The sequence below is a fragment of the Dactylosporangium sp. NPDC051541 genome (genome assembly GCF_044454505.1).
Classification (GTDB): domain Bacteria; phylum Actinomycetota; class Actinomycetes; order Mycobacteriales; family Micromonosporaceae; genus Dactylosporangium.
This window is the reverse complement of sequence record NZ_JBITDU010000002.1, coordinates 691,128-706,409: the sequence shown is the minus strand read 5'-3', so window position 1 is coordinate 706,409 and position 15,282 is coordinate 691,128. Positions and strand designations below refer to the sequence as shown.

The window sequence follows — 15,282 nt, the reverse complement described above, 5'->3', positions numbered from 1 at the left end:
GGAGGGAGCGAGCACCGATGAGCGGCGAAGATCGCATCGAACGGGCCAGAACGCTCTATGAACAGGCCGTGTACGGCGGCGACGCCGGCGCGCTGGCCGACGCCGAACGCGACCTGGACGCGGTGGAGGCCGACACCGCGCTGGCCCGCGGCCGGATCCTGCACGCCCGGTTCCTCGACGAACGCGCCCGCAGCGGCTCGTCACCCGCCGAGGACCCGGCCGAGCTGCCGTTGTTCGAGCGCGCGAGCGAGCTGTACCAGGCGCTGGGCGATCCGCGCGGCGAGGCTGAGGCGCTGTTCTGGATCGGCTGCCTGTATCAGGTGATCCGGCGCGACAACGAGACCGCGGTCCCGCTCCTGGAGCGGTCCCGCCGGCTGGCGGCGCGGTCCGGCGACCGGCCGACCGAGGCCGAGGCCCTTCGACACCTGGGCATCGCCGCGCACATGGCCGGGCGGCTGGACGAGGCGCGCGAGCGGCTGGAGGAGTCGTCCCGGCTGCGCCGGGAGCTGGGCGCACTGCCGGGCGTGGCCGCCAACCTGGTCGGCCTGGCCTACATCGCCGCCGCCCAGGACCGCCACGCCGACGCGCGCGCGGCCCTCGACGAGGCGCACGCCATCGCCCGAGCGCACGGCGCCCACGCCGTCGTGCGGCAGATCGAGCAGGCCAGAACCGAGATCTAGGCCCGCGATACTGGAGCCGGCCGACCCGGGCGGGCGGGCCGGAACCCCGTCCAGGCGATGACCGCGCCGGTCAGGGCGAACGCGGCCAGCGCGAACAGGGCGACCGGAAACGATCGGCCGGTGGCAATCGACGCGAACACCGCCACCCCCAGCGCGATGCCCAGCTGCAGCGAGGTCTGACGGACGCCGCCGGCCAGCCCCTGGTCGGTGTCGCGCACGCCCGCGACCGCGCCGATGGTGGCGCTGACCGTGGTCATCAGTAAGCACATGCCCATCAGCACGATCGGGGCGGCCAGCAGCCAGTAGCTCCGGTGCGGGCGCAAGGCCAGGGCGAGGGCGGCGATGCTGAGGGCGCCGAGCCCGGTCGCCGCGGTCATCGTCGCGCGGACGCCGAAGCGGGTGACCAGGCGGCCCGCGAACCGGCCCAGCAGGACGTTGGCCACGCCGGTCGGGGCGACCGCGAGACCGGCCTGGGTCGGGGTGTAGTGCAGGACCCCCTGCAGGTAGAGGGTCAGTAACAGGTAGCCGGCGCCGTTCATCGCGCCGCCGACCAGGGTGACCGCGTTGGCCGCCCGGACCGTGCGGGCGCGGAAGAAGTCCAGCCGCACCAGCGGCTCCGCGGCCCGGTTCTCGGCCAGCGCGAACGCGGCCAGCAGGAGCAGGCCGGCGGCCAGGGTCAGCAGGAACCGCGCCGAGGTCCAGCCGTGGGTGGCGCCCTGGCCCGGCGCGACCACGACGACCGCTACGGCCGCGGTCACCAGGACGGCCCCGAGCACGTCCACGCGGCCGCGGCGGCCCGGTACCGGCGTGATGTACCGCGGCACCAGGACGGCCGCGACCGAGCCGATCGGGACCGCGGCGTAGAAGACGCTCGGCCAGCCCAGCCACGCGGTGAGGGGGCCGCTGAGCACGAGACCGCCGACGAAGCCGAGCACGGTGGCGACGCCGAACGTGCTCATCGCCCGGTTGCGCGCGGGCCCCTCGGGGAACGCGGTGGCCAGCAGCGCGAGGCCGGTCGGGGCGATGACGGCGGCCGCGAGGCCCTGCAGCGCCCGGGCCGCGATGAGCATCGCCGGGGTGACGGCCAGGCCGCACAGCAGCGACGTGACCGCGAACGCGGCCAGGCCGAGCTGGAACGCGCGGCGGCGCCCGGCCCGGTCACCGACGCGGCCGCCGAGGATCAGGACGCCGGCGAACGCCACGTTGTAGGCGGTCACCACGCCCTGCACGCCGACCGGGCCGAAGTGCAGGGAGCGCTGGATGTCCGGCAGTGCGACCGTGACGATCGACGAGTCGAGGATGATGAGGAATTGCGCGCAGACAATGAGCAGCAAAGGCATTGTGCTCTTGCTACCGGGCCCGCGGAACAAAGGCTGGCGGGTATCGGACCGGCAATTCGAACCGGAACGTGGCGCGGGGCAGTTTGGCCGGGCGGCGGGCGGGTAGCCGCCAACGACATGGGCGAGATTACGGCTGAGGTACTGGTCTCCCGGCTGGCCGAATGGGGCGTCGACACCGTGTTCGGGCTGCCCGGCGACGGCATCAACGGCATCATGGAAGGGCTGCGCCGCAATCGGGACAAGATTCGGTTCGTCCTCGTGCACCACGAGGAGGCGGCCGCGTTCATGGCGACCGCCTACGCGAAGGTGACCGGCCGGATCGGGGTCTGCCTGGCCACGTCCGGGCCGGGCGGGATTCACCTGGCCAACGGGCTCTACGACGCGAAGCTCGACCACGCGCCCGTGCTGGCCATCACCGGGCTGCAGGAGTCGAGTGTCCTGGGCACCGCCTACCAGCAGGAAGTGAACCTCGACCGGCTCTTCGAGGACGTCAGCGAGTACAACCAGATCATCATGAACCCGGCCCAGCTGCCGGCGCTCGTCGATGTCGCGATCCGCACCGCCTACGCCCGCCGCGGCGTCGCGCACCTGACGATCCCGAACGACATCCAGGTCGCGCCGGCCGGCAAGGACCCGTATCAGACGGTCGCGCCGGTCGTGGCGCCGACGACCGCGCCGATCTATCTCGCGCCCGCCGTCCGGCCCCGCGACGAGGACCTGCGGGTGGCCGCCGGTGTGCTCAACGCGGCCGGGAAGGTCGCGATCCTGGCCGGGTTCGGCGCGCGCGGGGCCGGGGCCCTGATCGAGCGGGTCGCGGACACCCTCGGCGCGCCGATCGTCAAGACCCTGTCGGGCAAGATGGTCGTGCCCGACGACTCGCCGTACGTCACCGGCGGCCTCGGGCTGCTCGGCACCAAGCCGAGCGAGGAGCTCATGGAGGACTGCGACGCGCTGCTGATGCTCGGGACGAACTTCCCCTACACCAAGTTCCTGCCGAAGCCCGGCGCGGCCAAGGTCGTCCAGGTCGAGATCGAACCCAGCCGGGCCGGCACCCGCATCGCGACGGACGTGCCGCTGGTCGGCGACGTCGCGGCCACCCTGGAGGCACTCCTGCCACTGCTGGAACGCAAGGACCAGAAGCATCTGCGGGGGTACCAGGAGAAGGTGCGCGACTGGCGGGAGCGGATGGCGGCCCTGGAGTCGCCGGAGCGTGACCCGATCGCCCCGCAGTACCTCGCGTCCCAGCTCGACGCGCTCGCGACCGACGACGCGATCCTGACCTGCGACTCGGGCACGATCGCGACGTGGGCGGCGCGGCACTGGCAGATCCGGGGCCGCCGCGAGTTCTACCTCTCCGGCACCCTGGCCACGATGGCCCCGGGCCTGCCCTACGCGATCGCGGCCCAGCACGCGCACCCGGGCCGCCAGGTCCTCTCGCTGATCGGCGACGGCGGCTTCGCGATGCTCATGGCCGAGTTCCACACCGCCGTCCGCTACGGCCTGCCGGTGAAGATCGTTGTGAACAACAACAACTCGCTGGGCCAGATCCTGTGGGAGCAGATGGTGCTCGGCTACCCGGAGCACGGCGTGCGCTTCGGCGAGCCGGTGCCGGACTACGCGGCGGTCGCGCGGGCCTGCGGCGGCTTCGGCGTGCACGTGGCCGCGCCCGGCGACCTGCCGGGCGCGCTGCGGGAGGCGTTCGCCCACGACGGGCCGGCCGTGGTCGACGTGGCCGTGGACCCCAACGAGCCGCCGCTGCCGGCCGGCGTCACCTACGAGCAGGCCAAGAAGTTCGCCACGTCGTTCCTCAAGGGCCAGCCCCATCCGGCCGCGATCGCGACGACGCTGTTCAAGGACAAGATCCAACAGCTGAAGGGCTGAAGATGGCCGTGGTACCGCTCGCGTGACGCGGTCGTGCACCGCCCGGCCGATGTCCGCGAAAACGAAGCGGTTGCCCGATTCGCGCACCGGCCGCGTGGCGGTCATTGCCCGGGGGCACGGTTGTCGGGTTCCTGGATGGCATGGACGAGACGCCGGCCGAACGGGTGCGGAGGATTCAGGAACACTGCTCGCAGGCCGTGCGGCGGGCCGAGGACCAGCTCAAGTCGGCCGACCGGCTGCTGGTCCGGGCGGCCGAGGCACAGTCATATGTGGCCGAGGCCAAGTGCTTCGCCGACGAGGCCCTGGAACGGGTCCGGCGGCGGATCGGCCGTCGGGTGTAAACGCCGCGTGTCCCGGGCGGCGGCCCGGGTGGACGAGGTACCGTGCCGAAATGCGGGTGGAGCGCATCGCGATGCACACGCGGGACACAGACGAGGTCACCGATGTGATCCGGAAGATGTACGTCGGGCACCGGCCCCGCTTCGCCGCCCGCCAGGCACCACCGGAGCTGGCCCTCACCTCCGCCACCGCGGGGCCCCTGCGCGCCGACCGGCTCCGCAACTCGTTCCGCTTCGAAGCCGACGGCGACCCGTTCGACTACATCTGCGCCCAGCAGCTCCTGCGCGGCGAGATGACCCTGCGCGCCGGCCGCGACGAGGTCCGCCTCGGCCCCGGCGACGGCTACCTGCAGCCCTTGGGCACGCGGACCCACGCGGCCCTGGCCGAATTCGACGTGGCCCTCGTGTGCCTGCCGGTGGCCCGGGTCGCCGAGGCCGCCGCCACCCGCACCGAACTCGACGCGTGCGACCTGCGCTTCGAGTCGACGACCCCGATCTCGGCGGCGATGGCCCGCTACTGGACGTACGTCCTGGCCTTCGTCCACCGCACCCTCATGGACCGCGATACCCCGGAGCTACCGCCGCTCGTCGCCGACCAGCTCGTCGACACCGCCGCCACCGCACTGCTGACGGTCTTCCCCAACACGACGATGACCACCCACCACGGCCGCCCGCCCACCCCGGTCCGCCCGGCCGCCCTGCGCCGGGCGGTGACGTTCATCGAGGACCACGCCGGCGAGCCGATCACCGTCACCGCGGTCGCCACCGCCGCCGGCATCACCCCGCGCGCTCTCCAGCAGGGCTTCGCCCGCCACCACGCCACCACCCCGATGGCCTACCTGCGCCAGATCCGCCTGGAACGAGCCCACCGCGACCTCCAGTCCGCCGACCCGACCACCGGCGCCACGGTGGCCGCGATCGCCGCCCGCTGGGGCTTCGCCAAGGCCGGCAACTTCGCCACCGTCTACCGCCGCACCTACGGCCGCCCCCCGAGCCACACCCTGCGCACCTGAGCCCGCCCCGGCGGTGTCGGGGGCCGAGGCGGCGACCGTAGCGTGGACGTAGTCCCGACGTCATGATTCACGGGACCATCCAGCGTCAGCGTCAGCGTCGAGGGCCAACCGCACGGCGTCGAGGTCGACCCGGGTGTCCAGCGGCTGCGCCCACAGCACGCCCCGGCCTTGGTCGAGCAGCTCGATGCCGCGGCCGGTCCGGCCCCTGCGCGACGGCACACGCCGCGGCGTCGTTGGCGAGCCCGGCCTCGTTGTGCAGCATCTGTTCCCGGTGTCCAGGTCGCCTGGCGCACCCGTCGACTCGTAGCGGTCCAGCAGCGCCCCGGCCATGCTGGTCAGGCACGTCCCGCGCAGCGGGTGCCCGCCGAGTGCTCAGCCCGGCTCGTGTTCCGGTGCGCGGCGGTCGCGATCACCCGCCGGTCTCTTGCCCCGCCAGCTCGGCGACGACCGGAGCGAGCGCGCCGGCGACGCTTGCTCCGAAGACGAAGTACGTGAACCCCATCTCCTCCCGCCGCCGCAGGATCTCCTCCTTGGCCGCGCCGGGATCGCTCGGCAGGTATGACACCGAGTCTGCCGCTCGAACAGCTTCGATGTCGGTGTCGGGCCCGGCCATGAACGGCGCGACGGCGTCTCCGATGACCGGCACATGCAGCGAGAGCTCCAGCCCGTGCCGGTTGTCGAATGCCCGCACCCGTTGCGCCGTCTGCGTGCGGGTCTCGATGTGCGGCATCACGAAGTTCACGATGTCGGCCAGCTCGGACGCGACCGCGTGTGCCTTGGGTCCGCCGACAGCCATCGCCACCGGCGTGTGCCGCTCGTCCCCATCAAGTTCCCGCAGCGTCGTGATGACCTGCCGGACGAGCTCCGCCCGCTGCCCGGCCGGCACGTCCGGCAATCCCAGCCGGCGCAGCTGATCCGCGATCCCGGGCCGCCCGGTCCCGATGCCCATCTCGAACCGCCCGTCGGTCACCACACTGAGCGAGTGCGCCTCCCAGGCCGTGATGTACGCCGGCCGCACGGGCGCCGCGTAGACCCAGGTCCCCACCCGCGCGCCGGTCAGCGTGGCCGCGGCGGCCAACACCACCGCGGGCGCCGGCTGCCACTCCGGCACGTCGGGCATGAGGATCGTCGAGTAGCCGGTGTCGGCCAGCTCGCGAACCTGATCCCGCCAGGCCCCCATCCCGTTGTCGACGGGCGCGACAACCCCGAACCGCAACGCTGTAGCCATGACGTCCACCTTCCTCAGCGACTTCTTTGACCCACCTACGAACAGCCCCAACCGGATCCGACACGATGGCCCGCCGGATCGGCACGGCAGTGGGGGCGATTTATCCCGGTTTTACCGGCCTATCGATGACATTGGTGGAACGATCGAGGGCGTGAGAACTGCGACGACTGCCATGCCCGACATCTCGCCGGTCGCCGGCGAGCCGATTGCGCGTGCCGATGCCGAGCGGCTCGCCGGCGTGTTGAAGGCCTTCGCCGACCCGGCCCGGCTGCAACTGCTCAGCCTTATCCAGTCCGCTCCGGACGGCGAAGCGTCCGTGAGTGACCTCACCGCGCCGCTCGGTCTGTCCCAGCCGACCGTGAGTCATCACCTGCGGATCCTCACCGAGGCCGGCCTGCTCGAGCGCGAGAAGCGCGGCGTCTGGGCGTACTACAGCCTGGTGCCGTCCGCGATCGCGGCGATCGCCGACCTGTTGACGCCGCCGCGCAAGCGGGCGACGAAGCGGACCCGCTGAACGGCACCGCCGCCGCCGGCGAACGGGCCGAACAACCGCCCGCTCGCCACGCCGCCGGCACCGGCGGCGGGCATCATGCGACCGGCCGCGACATCCCGTAGCCACCTACTCACCGGATCGCCGGGGAGCGCTTCCGGGTGGGCCAAGTCGAGAGCGGCCGCGACATGTCGTGACCCGGTGCTCTGGTGCGTCGTCCATCGCCACGGTGCCGACGCTATAAGTGGGCTGCTCAGATGCGTTTACGACAGACATGTGACAGCGGTGGGGTGACGAAGAGCTATATTGTGCGCCGATCTTCCGATTTCCCCTCCAGCCGAGGTGCTCATGGCCACCGCCACGCTCCGTCGCCGCTTCCGCTACTGGTTCGACAAGACGATGTCCGCGGGGGTGTCGGCGCTCGTCGCGTGGCTCGGGCTGGCCTCCGTCGCGGTCGTCGTCGCCGGTGGGCTGCTGCTGTGGCTGATCGACCGGCGGCCGGCCGACGGGAGCGAGCGCGGGTTCCTCGACTCGGTGTGGCAGGCGGTGCTGCACGCGCTCGACCCCGGTACCGTCGCCGGCGACGGCGGGCACTGGTACTTCGTCGCGGTCGCGTTCCTCATCACCATCGGCGGCATCTTCATCGTCACCGCGTTCATCGGCGTGCTGACCACCGGCCTCGACGCCAAGCTGCAGGAGCTGCGCAAGGGCCGCTCGATCGTCCTGGAGACCGGGCACACCGTCATCCTCGGCTGGTCCGATCAGGTGTTCACGGTCATCGGTGAGCTCGTCGAGGCCAACGGCAACAAGCGCAAGGCCTGCGTCGCCGTCCTGGCCGCGAAGGACAAGGTCGAGATGGAGGACGAGATCCGGGCCAAGGTCGGCGACCTGCGCACCACGGACGTCGTGTGCCGCACCGGCGACCCGCTCGACCCCGACGACATCGCGCTGGTCAACATCGCCGAGGCCCGGTCCGTCGTCATCCTCACCGGCACCGGGAGCGACCGCGACGCGCACCTCGTGAAGATGCTGCTGTCCGTCACGAAGGCGGAGAACCGGTGCACGGTCGTCGGCAGCGTCTCCGACCAGGCGAACCTCCCGGCGGCGCGGCTGGCGGGCGGCCCGGACGCCTACCTCATCGACGCGACGACGGTCGCGGCCCGCCTGATCGTGCAGACCTGCCTGCAGTCCGGGCTCTCCGTCGTCTACACGGACCTGCTGGACTTCGGCGGCGACGAGATCTACGTGCGGCGTGAGACAAGCCTGACCGGGCGGGGGTACTCCACAGCGCTGCACGCGTATCCGACGTCCGCGGTCATCGGCGTGCGCCGCGGCGACGGGACGGTCCTGCTGAACCCGCCGGGCGACTACCGCATCGCCGCCGACGACGACCTCCTGGCCATCTCCGCCGACGACGACACCGTGGTCATGGCCCCGCCCGCGCCGATCCAGCACGAGCTGATCGTCGCCGGCCCGGACCCGGTGGCGGCGCCGAAGCGGGCCCTGATCCTCGGCTGGAACCAGCGGGCGGTCGGCGTCGTCGAGCAGCTCGACCAGTACCTCACGGCCGGCTCGGAGGTCGTCGTCGTGGCCCGGCACCACGAGGTGTCGCTGAGCCTCAAGCGGCTCGCGGCCGACGTGCGCAACCTGTCGCTGTCGCTCATCGAGGACGACAGCGCCGACCGTACCGTGCTGGAGTCCCTGCGCATCAACGGCTTCGACCACGTCATCGCCCTGTGCTACGACGACGTCGACCGGCAGGTGGCCGACTCCCGGACCCTCGTGACCCTGCTGCACCTGCGCGACATGGAGCAGAAGCTCGACGGCAAGTTTTCCATCGTGAGCGAGATGGGTGACGACCGCAACCGCCAGCTCGCCCAGGTCACGCAGGCCGACGACTTCATCGTCAGCGACAAGCTGCTGAGCCTGATGACGACCCAGATCTCGGAGAACCCGCACCTCGCCGACGTGTTCAGCGGCCTGTTCGACGCCGGCGGCAGCGAGATCTACCTCAAGCCGGCCCCGCTGTACGTGCGCACCGGCCAGACGCTCAACTTCCAGACGGTGGTGGAGGCGGCCCGGCTGCGCGGCGAGTCGGCGATCGGCTACCGCCTCGCCGCGCACGCCCAGACCGCCCCGGCCTACGGGATCACGCTGAACCCGGCCAAGGCGGCCACCATGACGTTCGGCCCCGACGACCGGGTGATCGTCGTGGCGGAGCGCTGAACGCCGATCCGCGGGCCGGGGCCGCCGTCGACGCGCACGTCGCTATCCTGCGCGACCGGCGGGCGATGCGGGTCCCGGCCGGCCGAGAGGCGTAGGTTCAGGGCATGGCTGAGCAACCGGTGATCTCGGTGATGCTGATCGTCGCGGACGCGGACGCGGCGGTCGCTTGGTACAAGACCGCGCTCGGCGCCACCGAGCGGTGGAACCTCGGCGGGGTGGCCGGTCTCGACGTCGGCGGGGCCGCCTTCTTCGTGCACGAGGTCAACCCCGCGAACCCGGCCGAGACCAGCCCGGGCCGGGCCGGGGTCACCAGCGCCCGCATCGAGCTGTTCGTCGAGGACCCCGACGCCGTCATCGAGCGCGCGGTCGCGGCCGGTGCCGCCGCCGGCCCGGCGATCGCGGACCACGACGCGCCGTGGGGGACGCACCGCCAGGGCGGCTTCATCGACCCGTTCGGTCATAAGTGGTCGGTCGGAGACCGGTCACCGCTGGGTCCGTTCCCGCGCTGACCGGGGCCGGCCGGCGCGGGCCGCGGCCGTCGGCCAGCGCGAAGACCAGGGCCAGCACGACCAGCAGCAGGCAGATCAGCAGGCCGTGCAGCAGCGCCGTGCGGTGACCGGCGAGGTTGGCGGGTGCGGCGAGCACGACACCGGCGACCGCGGCGACGGAGACCGACGCGGCCAGGCGCTGGGAGAGCTGCAGGACGGCCGCGCTCAGACCGTTGGCGCCCGGCGGGGCGTGGCTGAGGGTCAGGGCCTGGTTGGGCGCGTTGACCAGGCCGCCGGCCGCGCCGGTGAGGAACTGGGTGGTGGCGAGGGCGACGACGATCGCGCCGGCCGGCAGATACGTGACGGCGACGGCCTCGGCCGCGACGCTCACGGCGGCCGCGGCCAGGGCGGCGCTGACGCCGTGGCGGCCGTAGCGGGTGACCATCGCCGTGCTCGCGGTCGAAGCGGCCGCGAAGCCGATCGCGCCCGGGAGCGTGACGGCGGCGACGGCCAGGGCGGAGTAGCCGAGACCGTTCTGCAGGAACAGGGACAGGGCGAGGCCCAGCGCCAGCGTGGCCCCGAAATAACACATGGCGACGAGCGTGCCCAGGACGTACCCCCGCCGCAGTCCGGGGAGCAACACCGCAGTCCGGCCACGGGCCGTGTAATGCCGTTCCCACAGCACGAACAGCGCGCCGGCCGCGACCGCGCCGAGCAGCCACCGCCAGCCGCCGGCCGTCCCCGTCAACGGCAGCACCACGCCGAGGATGGCCAGGCCGAGCAGGGCCAGGCCGGGCAGGTCGAGGTCGGTGTGCCGGCCCGGCCGGCGCACGGCGGGCAGGCGGCGGGCCGCGAGCGGCACCATGACGAGCGCGAACGGCAGGTTGAGCAGCAGCACGATCCGCCAGCCGAGGTCCGGCCCGGTCAGCTCCAGCACCAGCCCGCCGACCGGCGGCCCGAGCGCGGCGGCCAGGCCACCGACGGCGGCGTACGCGGCCAGCGCCCGGGCCCGGTCCCGGCCGGTGAACAGGTCCTGGAACAGCCCGATGATCTGCGGGTTGACGGTGCCCGCGCCGACACCCTGGACCAGCCGGGCCGCCGCGACCAGCCACGCGTCACGCGCGGTGCCGGCGAGCACCGCACCGGCCCCGAACAGCGCCAGTCCGCCCACGAACAGCCACCGCCGCCCGATCAGGTCACCGACCCGGCCGGCGGGGACGAGGGCCAGGCCGAACGCGAGGGAGTACCCGGCGACGATCCATTGCAGCGCGGCCGGGCCCGCCCCGAGCGACGAGCGTAGCGCCGGCACGGCGATGGTGAGCACGGACTGGTCCAGCAGGGTGGTGAAGCCGGCGCCGAGACAGACGGCGAGCACGGCCCGGTGCGCGCGATCCACTACCTGGCCAGCGCGAACCGGCGCGGGGCCGGAAGCCCGGGCCCGGCGAGGTCGGCGAGCAGCTCACCGACGGCGGGCGTGAACTTGAACCCGTGCCCGGAGAACCCGGCCGCCACCACGACCGGCCCGGCCCGATCGATCACGAAGTCGCCGGTCGGGGTGCTGGTGTAGGTGCAGCTGATTCGGGTGTACTGACTGTGCCGCACGCCGGGCAGCCAGCGCTCGACATACCGTTGCAGGCGTTTGTGCTGGAGGGCGTCGAAGGGCGCGGTCGCGTCGGGGTCCCGCTCGGGCCCGGTGGCGTGGAAGCCGACCTTGATGCCCTGCCCCGGTGTGGCCAGGCCATACACGCCGCCGTCGGCCCCGTGGTGGATGAACGCGGGCCACTCGCCGGCGACCGTGGGCGCGAAGTGGGCCGGCTGCTCCTGCGTCACCCGCAGCGGCGGCAGGTCGACCAGCCCGGCCAGGAGCTTCGCCGACCACGCCCCGGCCGCGACGACGACCCGGCGGGCCCGCAACGCCCCCGCGTCCGTGTGCACCTCGACGAGGTCGTCGCCGAGCACCTCGATCCCGCGCACCACCGCGTTGTGGCGCACCTCGGCGCCGTGCGCCCGCGCGGACACCTGCAGCGCCATCACGGACCGGTCGGCGTGCAGCCGCCCCGAGGCCGGGTGGAAGAACACCGGCCCGGCGTCGTCGAACGCCAGCCCCGGCCAGCGCTCGCCCGCCGCCGCGGCGGACAGCAGCTCCCCGGGGACGCCGGCCGCCCGGGTCGCCTGGTCGAGCGCGGTGATGGCGGCCGGGTCACCGTGGTCGACACCGCCGGTGACGGTCAGCAGGACGTGCCCGGTGGCGGCCTCGAGCTCCCGCCACAGCGGCAGCGCGCGCCGGGCCAGGTCGATGTAGACGGGCTCCGGGTACACCAGCCGGAAGATCCGCGAAGCCCCGTGCGAGGCGCCGCGGGTGTGCCCGGGCCCGAACTGCTCCAGCAGCACCACCGCGGCGCCGCGCCGGGCGAGCCGCCAGGCCGCCGCGGACCCCATGGCACCCCCGCCGACCACCACCGCGTCGAGTACACCCTCGTGCGTCATGCCCAAAATCTATCAAACTGATCGGGATAATAGGAGTACGCTCGATCACCTCCCCGCTCGCAGCCACGCCTCGCGGCTCAGCCCGGTCGGCGCTGGCCGTGGGGAGGTCTTGCGGCGCTTTGCGGCGCTTGTGTCGACCGTCCAGGATGGACCGGTGACGGTCGATGGTGAGCGGGTGTTGTGGAGTCACCGCGCCGACGGGCCGGCCGCGCGGCGGGCCTGGGCGCTGCCGGCCGGGGCGGTGCTGCTCGCGGTGGCACTGATCGGGATGGCCGTCGGCGTACACTCGGCCGGTCTTGCGGCGGTGGTCGCCTTCGCGCTGCTCGCCGGGCCCGCACTGCTGCTCTGGCACTTCCTTCGGACGCGCCGCCGGACGATCACCCGCGTGTGGACGGACCCGGCCCGGCCCGGCGTCGTGCTCCTACGCACCGGCGGCACCGTGCGGGCCCTCAACCCGGCCCGGGTCCGCCGGATCCGGCTGGTGCACACATCCGGTGCATACCGCGACGAGCGCCCCGGCGAGCGGATCGAGTGGCACGGCTACTCGCTGACCCGGCTGACCCTGCGCGCCGGTCTGACCTGGTACAGCACCCCGGACCAGGCCCGGTCCGGGACGGCGGGCACCCGGGAGCTGCTCGCGGCGACGTTCCGCAACGCCCGGATCTCCGAACACGATCGGCACGTGAGCTCGCAGGAGTCCGCGGACTAGGACCCGGTGGCGTTTCGGGCGACCGCGACCCCGCCGACCAGCCGGTCGACCGGCGGCTCCGCCCGGCGACACCTAACACCCCGCCGGCGCCTACGTCCCGCCGGGGCCGGGGTGTCGTGCCCGCCGTGACGTTGCCGGGCCGGCGGCGCCACAGGGCGATGTCGTGCGCATCGCTACTGCGGCGGCGTGCATTTGCCGGCCAGGGCCCGGCGCACGGCCGGGTCGACGTCGATGTCGTCGAGGATGTCGAGGGCCTCGGACCAGACGGCGGCGGCTTCGGTGGGGCGGTTGAGCGCGGTGTAGCTGTCGGCGAGATGGTCGAGCAGGTCCACGACGCAGTGCCGGTCGGCGGTGTGGGCGCGGGCGCTGTGCAGGGCCCGGCGATACGAGGCGACGGCCTCGGCGTAGTGGCCCTGGCGGTGCTGCAGGTAGCCGACGCTGTCCCACGTGTTGCACAGGCCGTTGCTGTCGGCGAGGGCTTCGAAGAGGGTCAGCGCGGTGCGGCAGGACGCCTCGGCCCCGGTGTGGTCGCCGAGCCGGGCCTGGGACCAGCCGATCGCGTTGTGGCTGTGGGCCGCGCCGTGCCGGTCGCCGAGGCCCTGGTAGAACGCCAGCGCCCGGCGTCCGTGGTGCAGGGCGGCGGCCGGCTGGTCCTCCCGGTCGTACAGCAGCGTCAGGCCCTTGTGGGTCATGGCCAGCCCCGGCTCGTGGCCGGCGGCCGCGAACCCGGCCAGCGCGGCGGTGAAGCCCCGGTGCGCGGCGGCGAACCGGCCGAGCACCTGGTCGGTGTAGGCGGCCAGGTACTCGGCCTGCGGGCGGGCCAGCGGGTGGTCCAGGCGGCCGGCCGCGGCGACGGCCACGGCGGCGATCGCGGCGAGGTCGTGCCAGCGGCCCCGGCGGCCCAGGTGGTTGAAGAGCGACCAGGACAGCCGGAGGGTGTACTCGTCCAGGCCCTCGGCCGCGGCCAGGTGCACGGCGCCGAGCAGCGCGTCGTCGTGGCCGGCGAACCAGGCCTGGGCGGCGTCGCGGTCGGGGATCGGCTCCAGGGTCGCCCCCGGTGCCGGCGGGGCCGGGGGCAGGCCGATCGGCTCCCGGAACGGTGCCAGCCGGCGGTCGGCGGCGATCGCCGTGTGCAGGTAGTGGTCGAGCACCCGGCGAACCGCGGCGGCCCGGGCGGGGGCCGGTTCGGCCCGGGCCAGGTCGGCGGCGTAGAGGTGGACCAGGTCGTGCAGCACGTACCGGCCGTCGGGGCGCTCGCCGACCAGGCCGACCTGGACCAGGTCGGTCAGCCGGCGCCGGACCGCCGCCGCGGGCTCACCGGCCAGGCTGCTCGCGGCCGGGAGCCCGACCGCGGTGCCGGGGTGCAGCCCGAGCCGGCGGAACAGGCCCGCGGCGGCCGGTTCGAGGGCCGCGACCGACCAGGAGAAGGCGCTGCGGACCCGGCTGGCCGGCTCGCCACCGTCCAGCGCGTCGAGCCGTTCCGGGCCGCCCGCCGCCAGTTCGGCGGCCACCGTCGTCAGGCTCGCGCCGCTGCAGCGGACCCGGGCGGCCACGATGACCAGCGCGAGCGGCAGCCGGGCGCAGGCCGTCACGACGGCGGCGGCCGCGGCCCGTTCGGCCGCGGCCGGCCGCGTCCCGAGCCGCCCGGCCAGCAGCGCCAGTCCGGCCTCGGCCGACGGCAGGCCGAGGTCGAGCGGCTCGGCCCCGTCGTGGGCGACGAGCCCGGTCAGCCGGCGGCGGCTGGTCACCACGGCTGCGCTGCCCGGCCCGGTCGGCAGCAGCGGGCGGACGTGCTCGGCGTCCTGGGCGTTGTCGAGCACGACGAGCAGCCGCCGGCCGCTGGCCACGCTGCGATACAGGGCGGTCTGGCCCTCGATCGTGTCGGGGAGGTACGCCGCGGGCACGCCGAGCGCCTGCAGGAATGTGCGCACCGCCTCCGCGACGTTCATCGCCGCGCCGGCCGGGCCGAAGCCGCGCAGGTCGAGGTACAGCTGGCCGTCCGGGAAACGGTCGGCGGCGGTGTGCGCCCAGTGCACCGCGAGGGCGGTCTTGCCAACGCCGGGGCTGCCGGAGACGGCGATCACGGCCGGTTCGCCCGGTGACGCGAGCGCGTCCAGCCGGGCGAGGTCCGCGGCCCGGCCGCTGAAGCCGGCGATGTCCGGTGGCAGCTGGGCCGGTGCCGGGAGCGCCGCGGCACCCCCGCCGAGGAATGCCTCCCGCTCGGCCCCGGCCAGCGCGAACGCGTCGGCCAGCAGCCGCAGCGACGTGGTGCGCGGCACCCGGCCCTCGCCGGCCTCGAGCCGGCGGATGGTCCGCACGCTCAGCCCGGTCCGGTCGGCCAGCTCCTCCTGGGTCAGCGCCAGCCGGCGCCGATGATGGGCGACCCTCGCTCCGAGCATCCT

At 73.9% G+C, this 15,282-nt stretch carries 14 protein-coding genes; 8 read left to right on the top strand and 6 right to left on the bottom strand.

Translation table 11 applies throughout. The features are described 5' to 3' along the window. Nucleotides 1-17 precede the first annotated feature (17 nt). Nucleotides 18-680, top strand: coding sequence for a tetratricopeptide repeat protein (locus ACIA8L_RS11370; protein WP_395903041.1), 663 nt, complete (start codon nucleotides 18-20; stop codon nucleotides 678-680). Here the strand turns inward: ACIA8L_RS11370 and ACIA8L_RS11365 are convergent. Continuing rightward, nucleotides 677-2,020, bottom strand: a complete 1,344-nt coding sequence (locus ACIA8L_RS11365; protein ID WP_395903039.1) for an MFS transporter — start codon at nucleotides 2,018-2,020, stop codon at nucleotides 677-679. The genes ACIA8L_RS11370 and ACIA8L_RS11365 overlap by 4 nt on opposite strands. A gap of 117 nt (nucleotides 2,021-2,137) precedes the next feature. On the opposite strand from ACIA8L_RS11365, the gene ACIA8L_RS11360 reads away from it, so the two are divergent. From ACIA8L_RS11360 to ACIA8L_RS11350, 3 genes are all read left to right on the top strand, one after another. Further along, nucleotides 2,138-3,901, top strand: a complete 1,764-nt coding sequence (locus ACIA8L_RS11360) for a thiamine pyrophosphate-dependent enzyme (protein ID WP_395903037.1) — start codon at nucleotides 2,138-2,140, stop codon at nucleotides 3,899-3,901. 140 nt (nucleotides 3,902-4,041) lie between these two features. After that, nucleotides 4,042-4,242, top strand: a complete 201-nt coding sequence (locus tag ACIA8L_RS11355) for a hypothetical protein (protein WP_395903035.1) — start codon at nucleotides 4,042-4,044, stop codon at nucleotides 4,240-4,242. Between the two features lie 50 nt (nucleotides 4,243-4,292). After that, nucleotides 4,293-5,252 carry an AraC family transcriptional regulator gene (locus tag ACIA8L_RS11350; RefSeq protein ID WP_395903034.1) on the top strand — a complete coding sequence of 320 codons (960 nt, stop codon included), beginning with the start codon at nucleotides 4,293-4,295 and terminating at the stop codon, nucleotides 5,250-5,252. Between the two features lie 60 nt (nucleotides 5,253-5,312). Here ACIA8L_RS11350 and ACIA8L_RS11345 read toward each other — a convergent pair whose 3' ends face one another. After that, the gene (locus ACIA8L_RS11345) at nucleotides 5,313-5,471 is read right to left on the bottom strand and encodes a hypothetical protein (protein ID WP_395903032.1); all 159 of its coding nucleotides are present in this window, start codon (nucleotides 5,469-5,471) and stop codon (nucleotides 5,313-5,315) included. A gap of 190 nt (nucleotides 5,472-5,661) precedes the next feature. Next, nucleotides 5,662-6,480, bottom strand: coding sequence for an LLM class flavin-dependent oxidoreductase (locus tag ACIA8L_RS11340; RefSeq protein WP_395903030.1), 819 nt, complete (start codon nucleotides 6,478-6,480; stop codon nucleotides 5,662-5,664). A 172-nt stretch (nucleotides 6,481-6,652) separates the two neighbouring features. On the opposite strand from ACIA8L_RS11340, the gene ACIA8L_RS11335 reads away from it, so the two are divergent. The 3 genes from ACIA8L_RS11335 to ACIA8L_RS11325 all read left to right on the top strand — a co-directional run bounded on the left by ACIA8L_RS11335 (nucleotide 6,653) and on the right by ACIA8L_RS11325 (nucleotide 9,705). Beyond that, complete coding sequence (locus ACIA8L_RS11335; RefSeq protein ID WP_395904188.1) at nucleotides 6,653-6,994, top strand: ArsR/SmtB family transcription factor; 342 nt, start codon at nucleotides 6,653-6,655, stop codon at nucleotides 6,992-6,994. A gap of 324 nt (nucleotides 6,995-7,318) precedes the next feature. Beyond that, complete coding sequence (locus tag ACIA8L_RS11330) at nucleotides 7,319-9,196, top strand: hypothetical protein (protein WP_395903028.1); 1,878 nt, start codon at nucleotides 7,319-7,321, stop codon at nucleotides 9,194-9,196. A gap of 104 nt (nucleotides 9,197-9,300) precedes the next feature. Continuing rightward, nucleotides 9,301-9,705: a VOC family protein gene (locus tag ACIA8L_RS11325; protein ID WP_395903026.1), complete on the top strand. Its 405-nt coding sequence runs from the start codon at nucleotides 9,301-9,303 to the stop codon at nucleotides 9,703-9,705. Here the strand turns inward: ACIA8L_RS11325 and ACIA8L_RS11320 are convergent. Beyond that, on the bottom strand, nucleotides 9,638-11,080 hold the full coding sequence (locus tag ACIA8L_RS11320; protein ID WP_395903024.1) for an MFS transporter: 1,443 nt from the start codon (nucleotides 11,078-11,080) through the stop codon (nucleotides 9,638-9,640). The two genes, ACIA8L_RS11325 and ACIA8L_RS11320, sit on opposite strands and share 68 nt — an antisense overlap. Beyond that, nucleotides 11,080-12,171, bottom strand: coding sequence for an N-methyl-L-tryptophan oxidase (gene solA / locus ACIA8L_RS11315; RefSeq protein WP_395903022.1), 1,092 nt, complete (start codon nucleotides 12,169-12,171; stop codon nucleotides 11,080-11,082). Before solA ends, ACIA8L_RS11320 begins: the two co-directional genes overlap by 1 nt. 154 nt (nucleotides 12,172-12,325) lie before the next feature. Between solA and ACIA8L_RS11310 the strand changes: the two genes are divergently transcribed. Then, nucleotides 12,326-12,880: a hypothetical protein gene (locus ACIA8L_RS11310; protein WP_395903020.1), complete on the top strand. Its 555-nt coding sequence runs from the start codon at nucleotides 12,326-12,328 to the stop codon at nucleotides 12,878-12,880. 173 nt (nucleotides 12,881-13,053) lie between these two features. On the opposite strand, the gene ACIA8L_RS11305 is transcribed toward ACIA8L_RS11310, so the two are convergent. After that, nucleotides 13,054-15,279, bottom strand: a complete 2,226-nt coding sequence (locus tag ACIA8L_RS11305; protein WP_395903019.1) for a helix-turn-helix domain-containing protein — start codon at nucleotides 15,277-15,279, stop codon at nucleotides 13,054-13,056. Nucleotides 15,280-15,282: the final 3 nt, after the last annotated feature.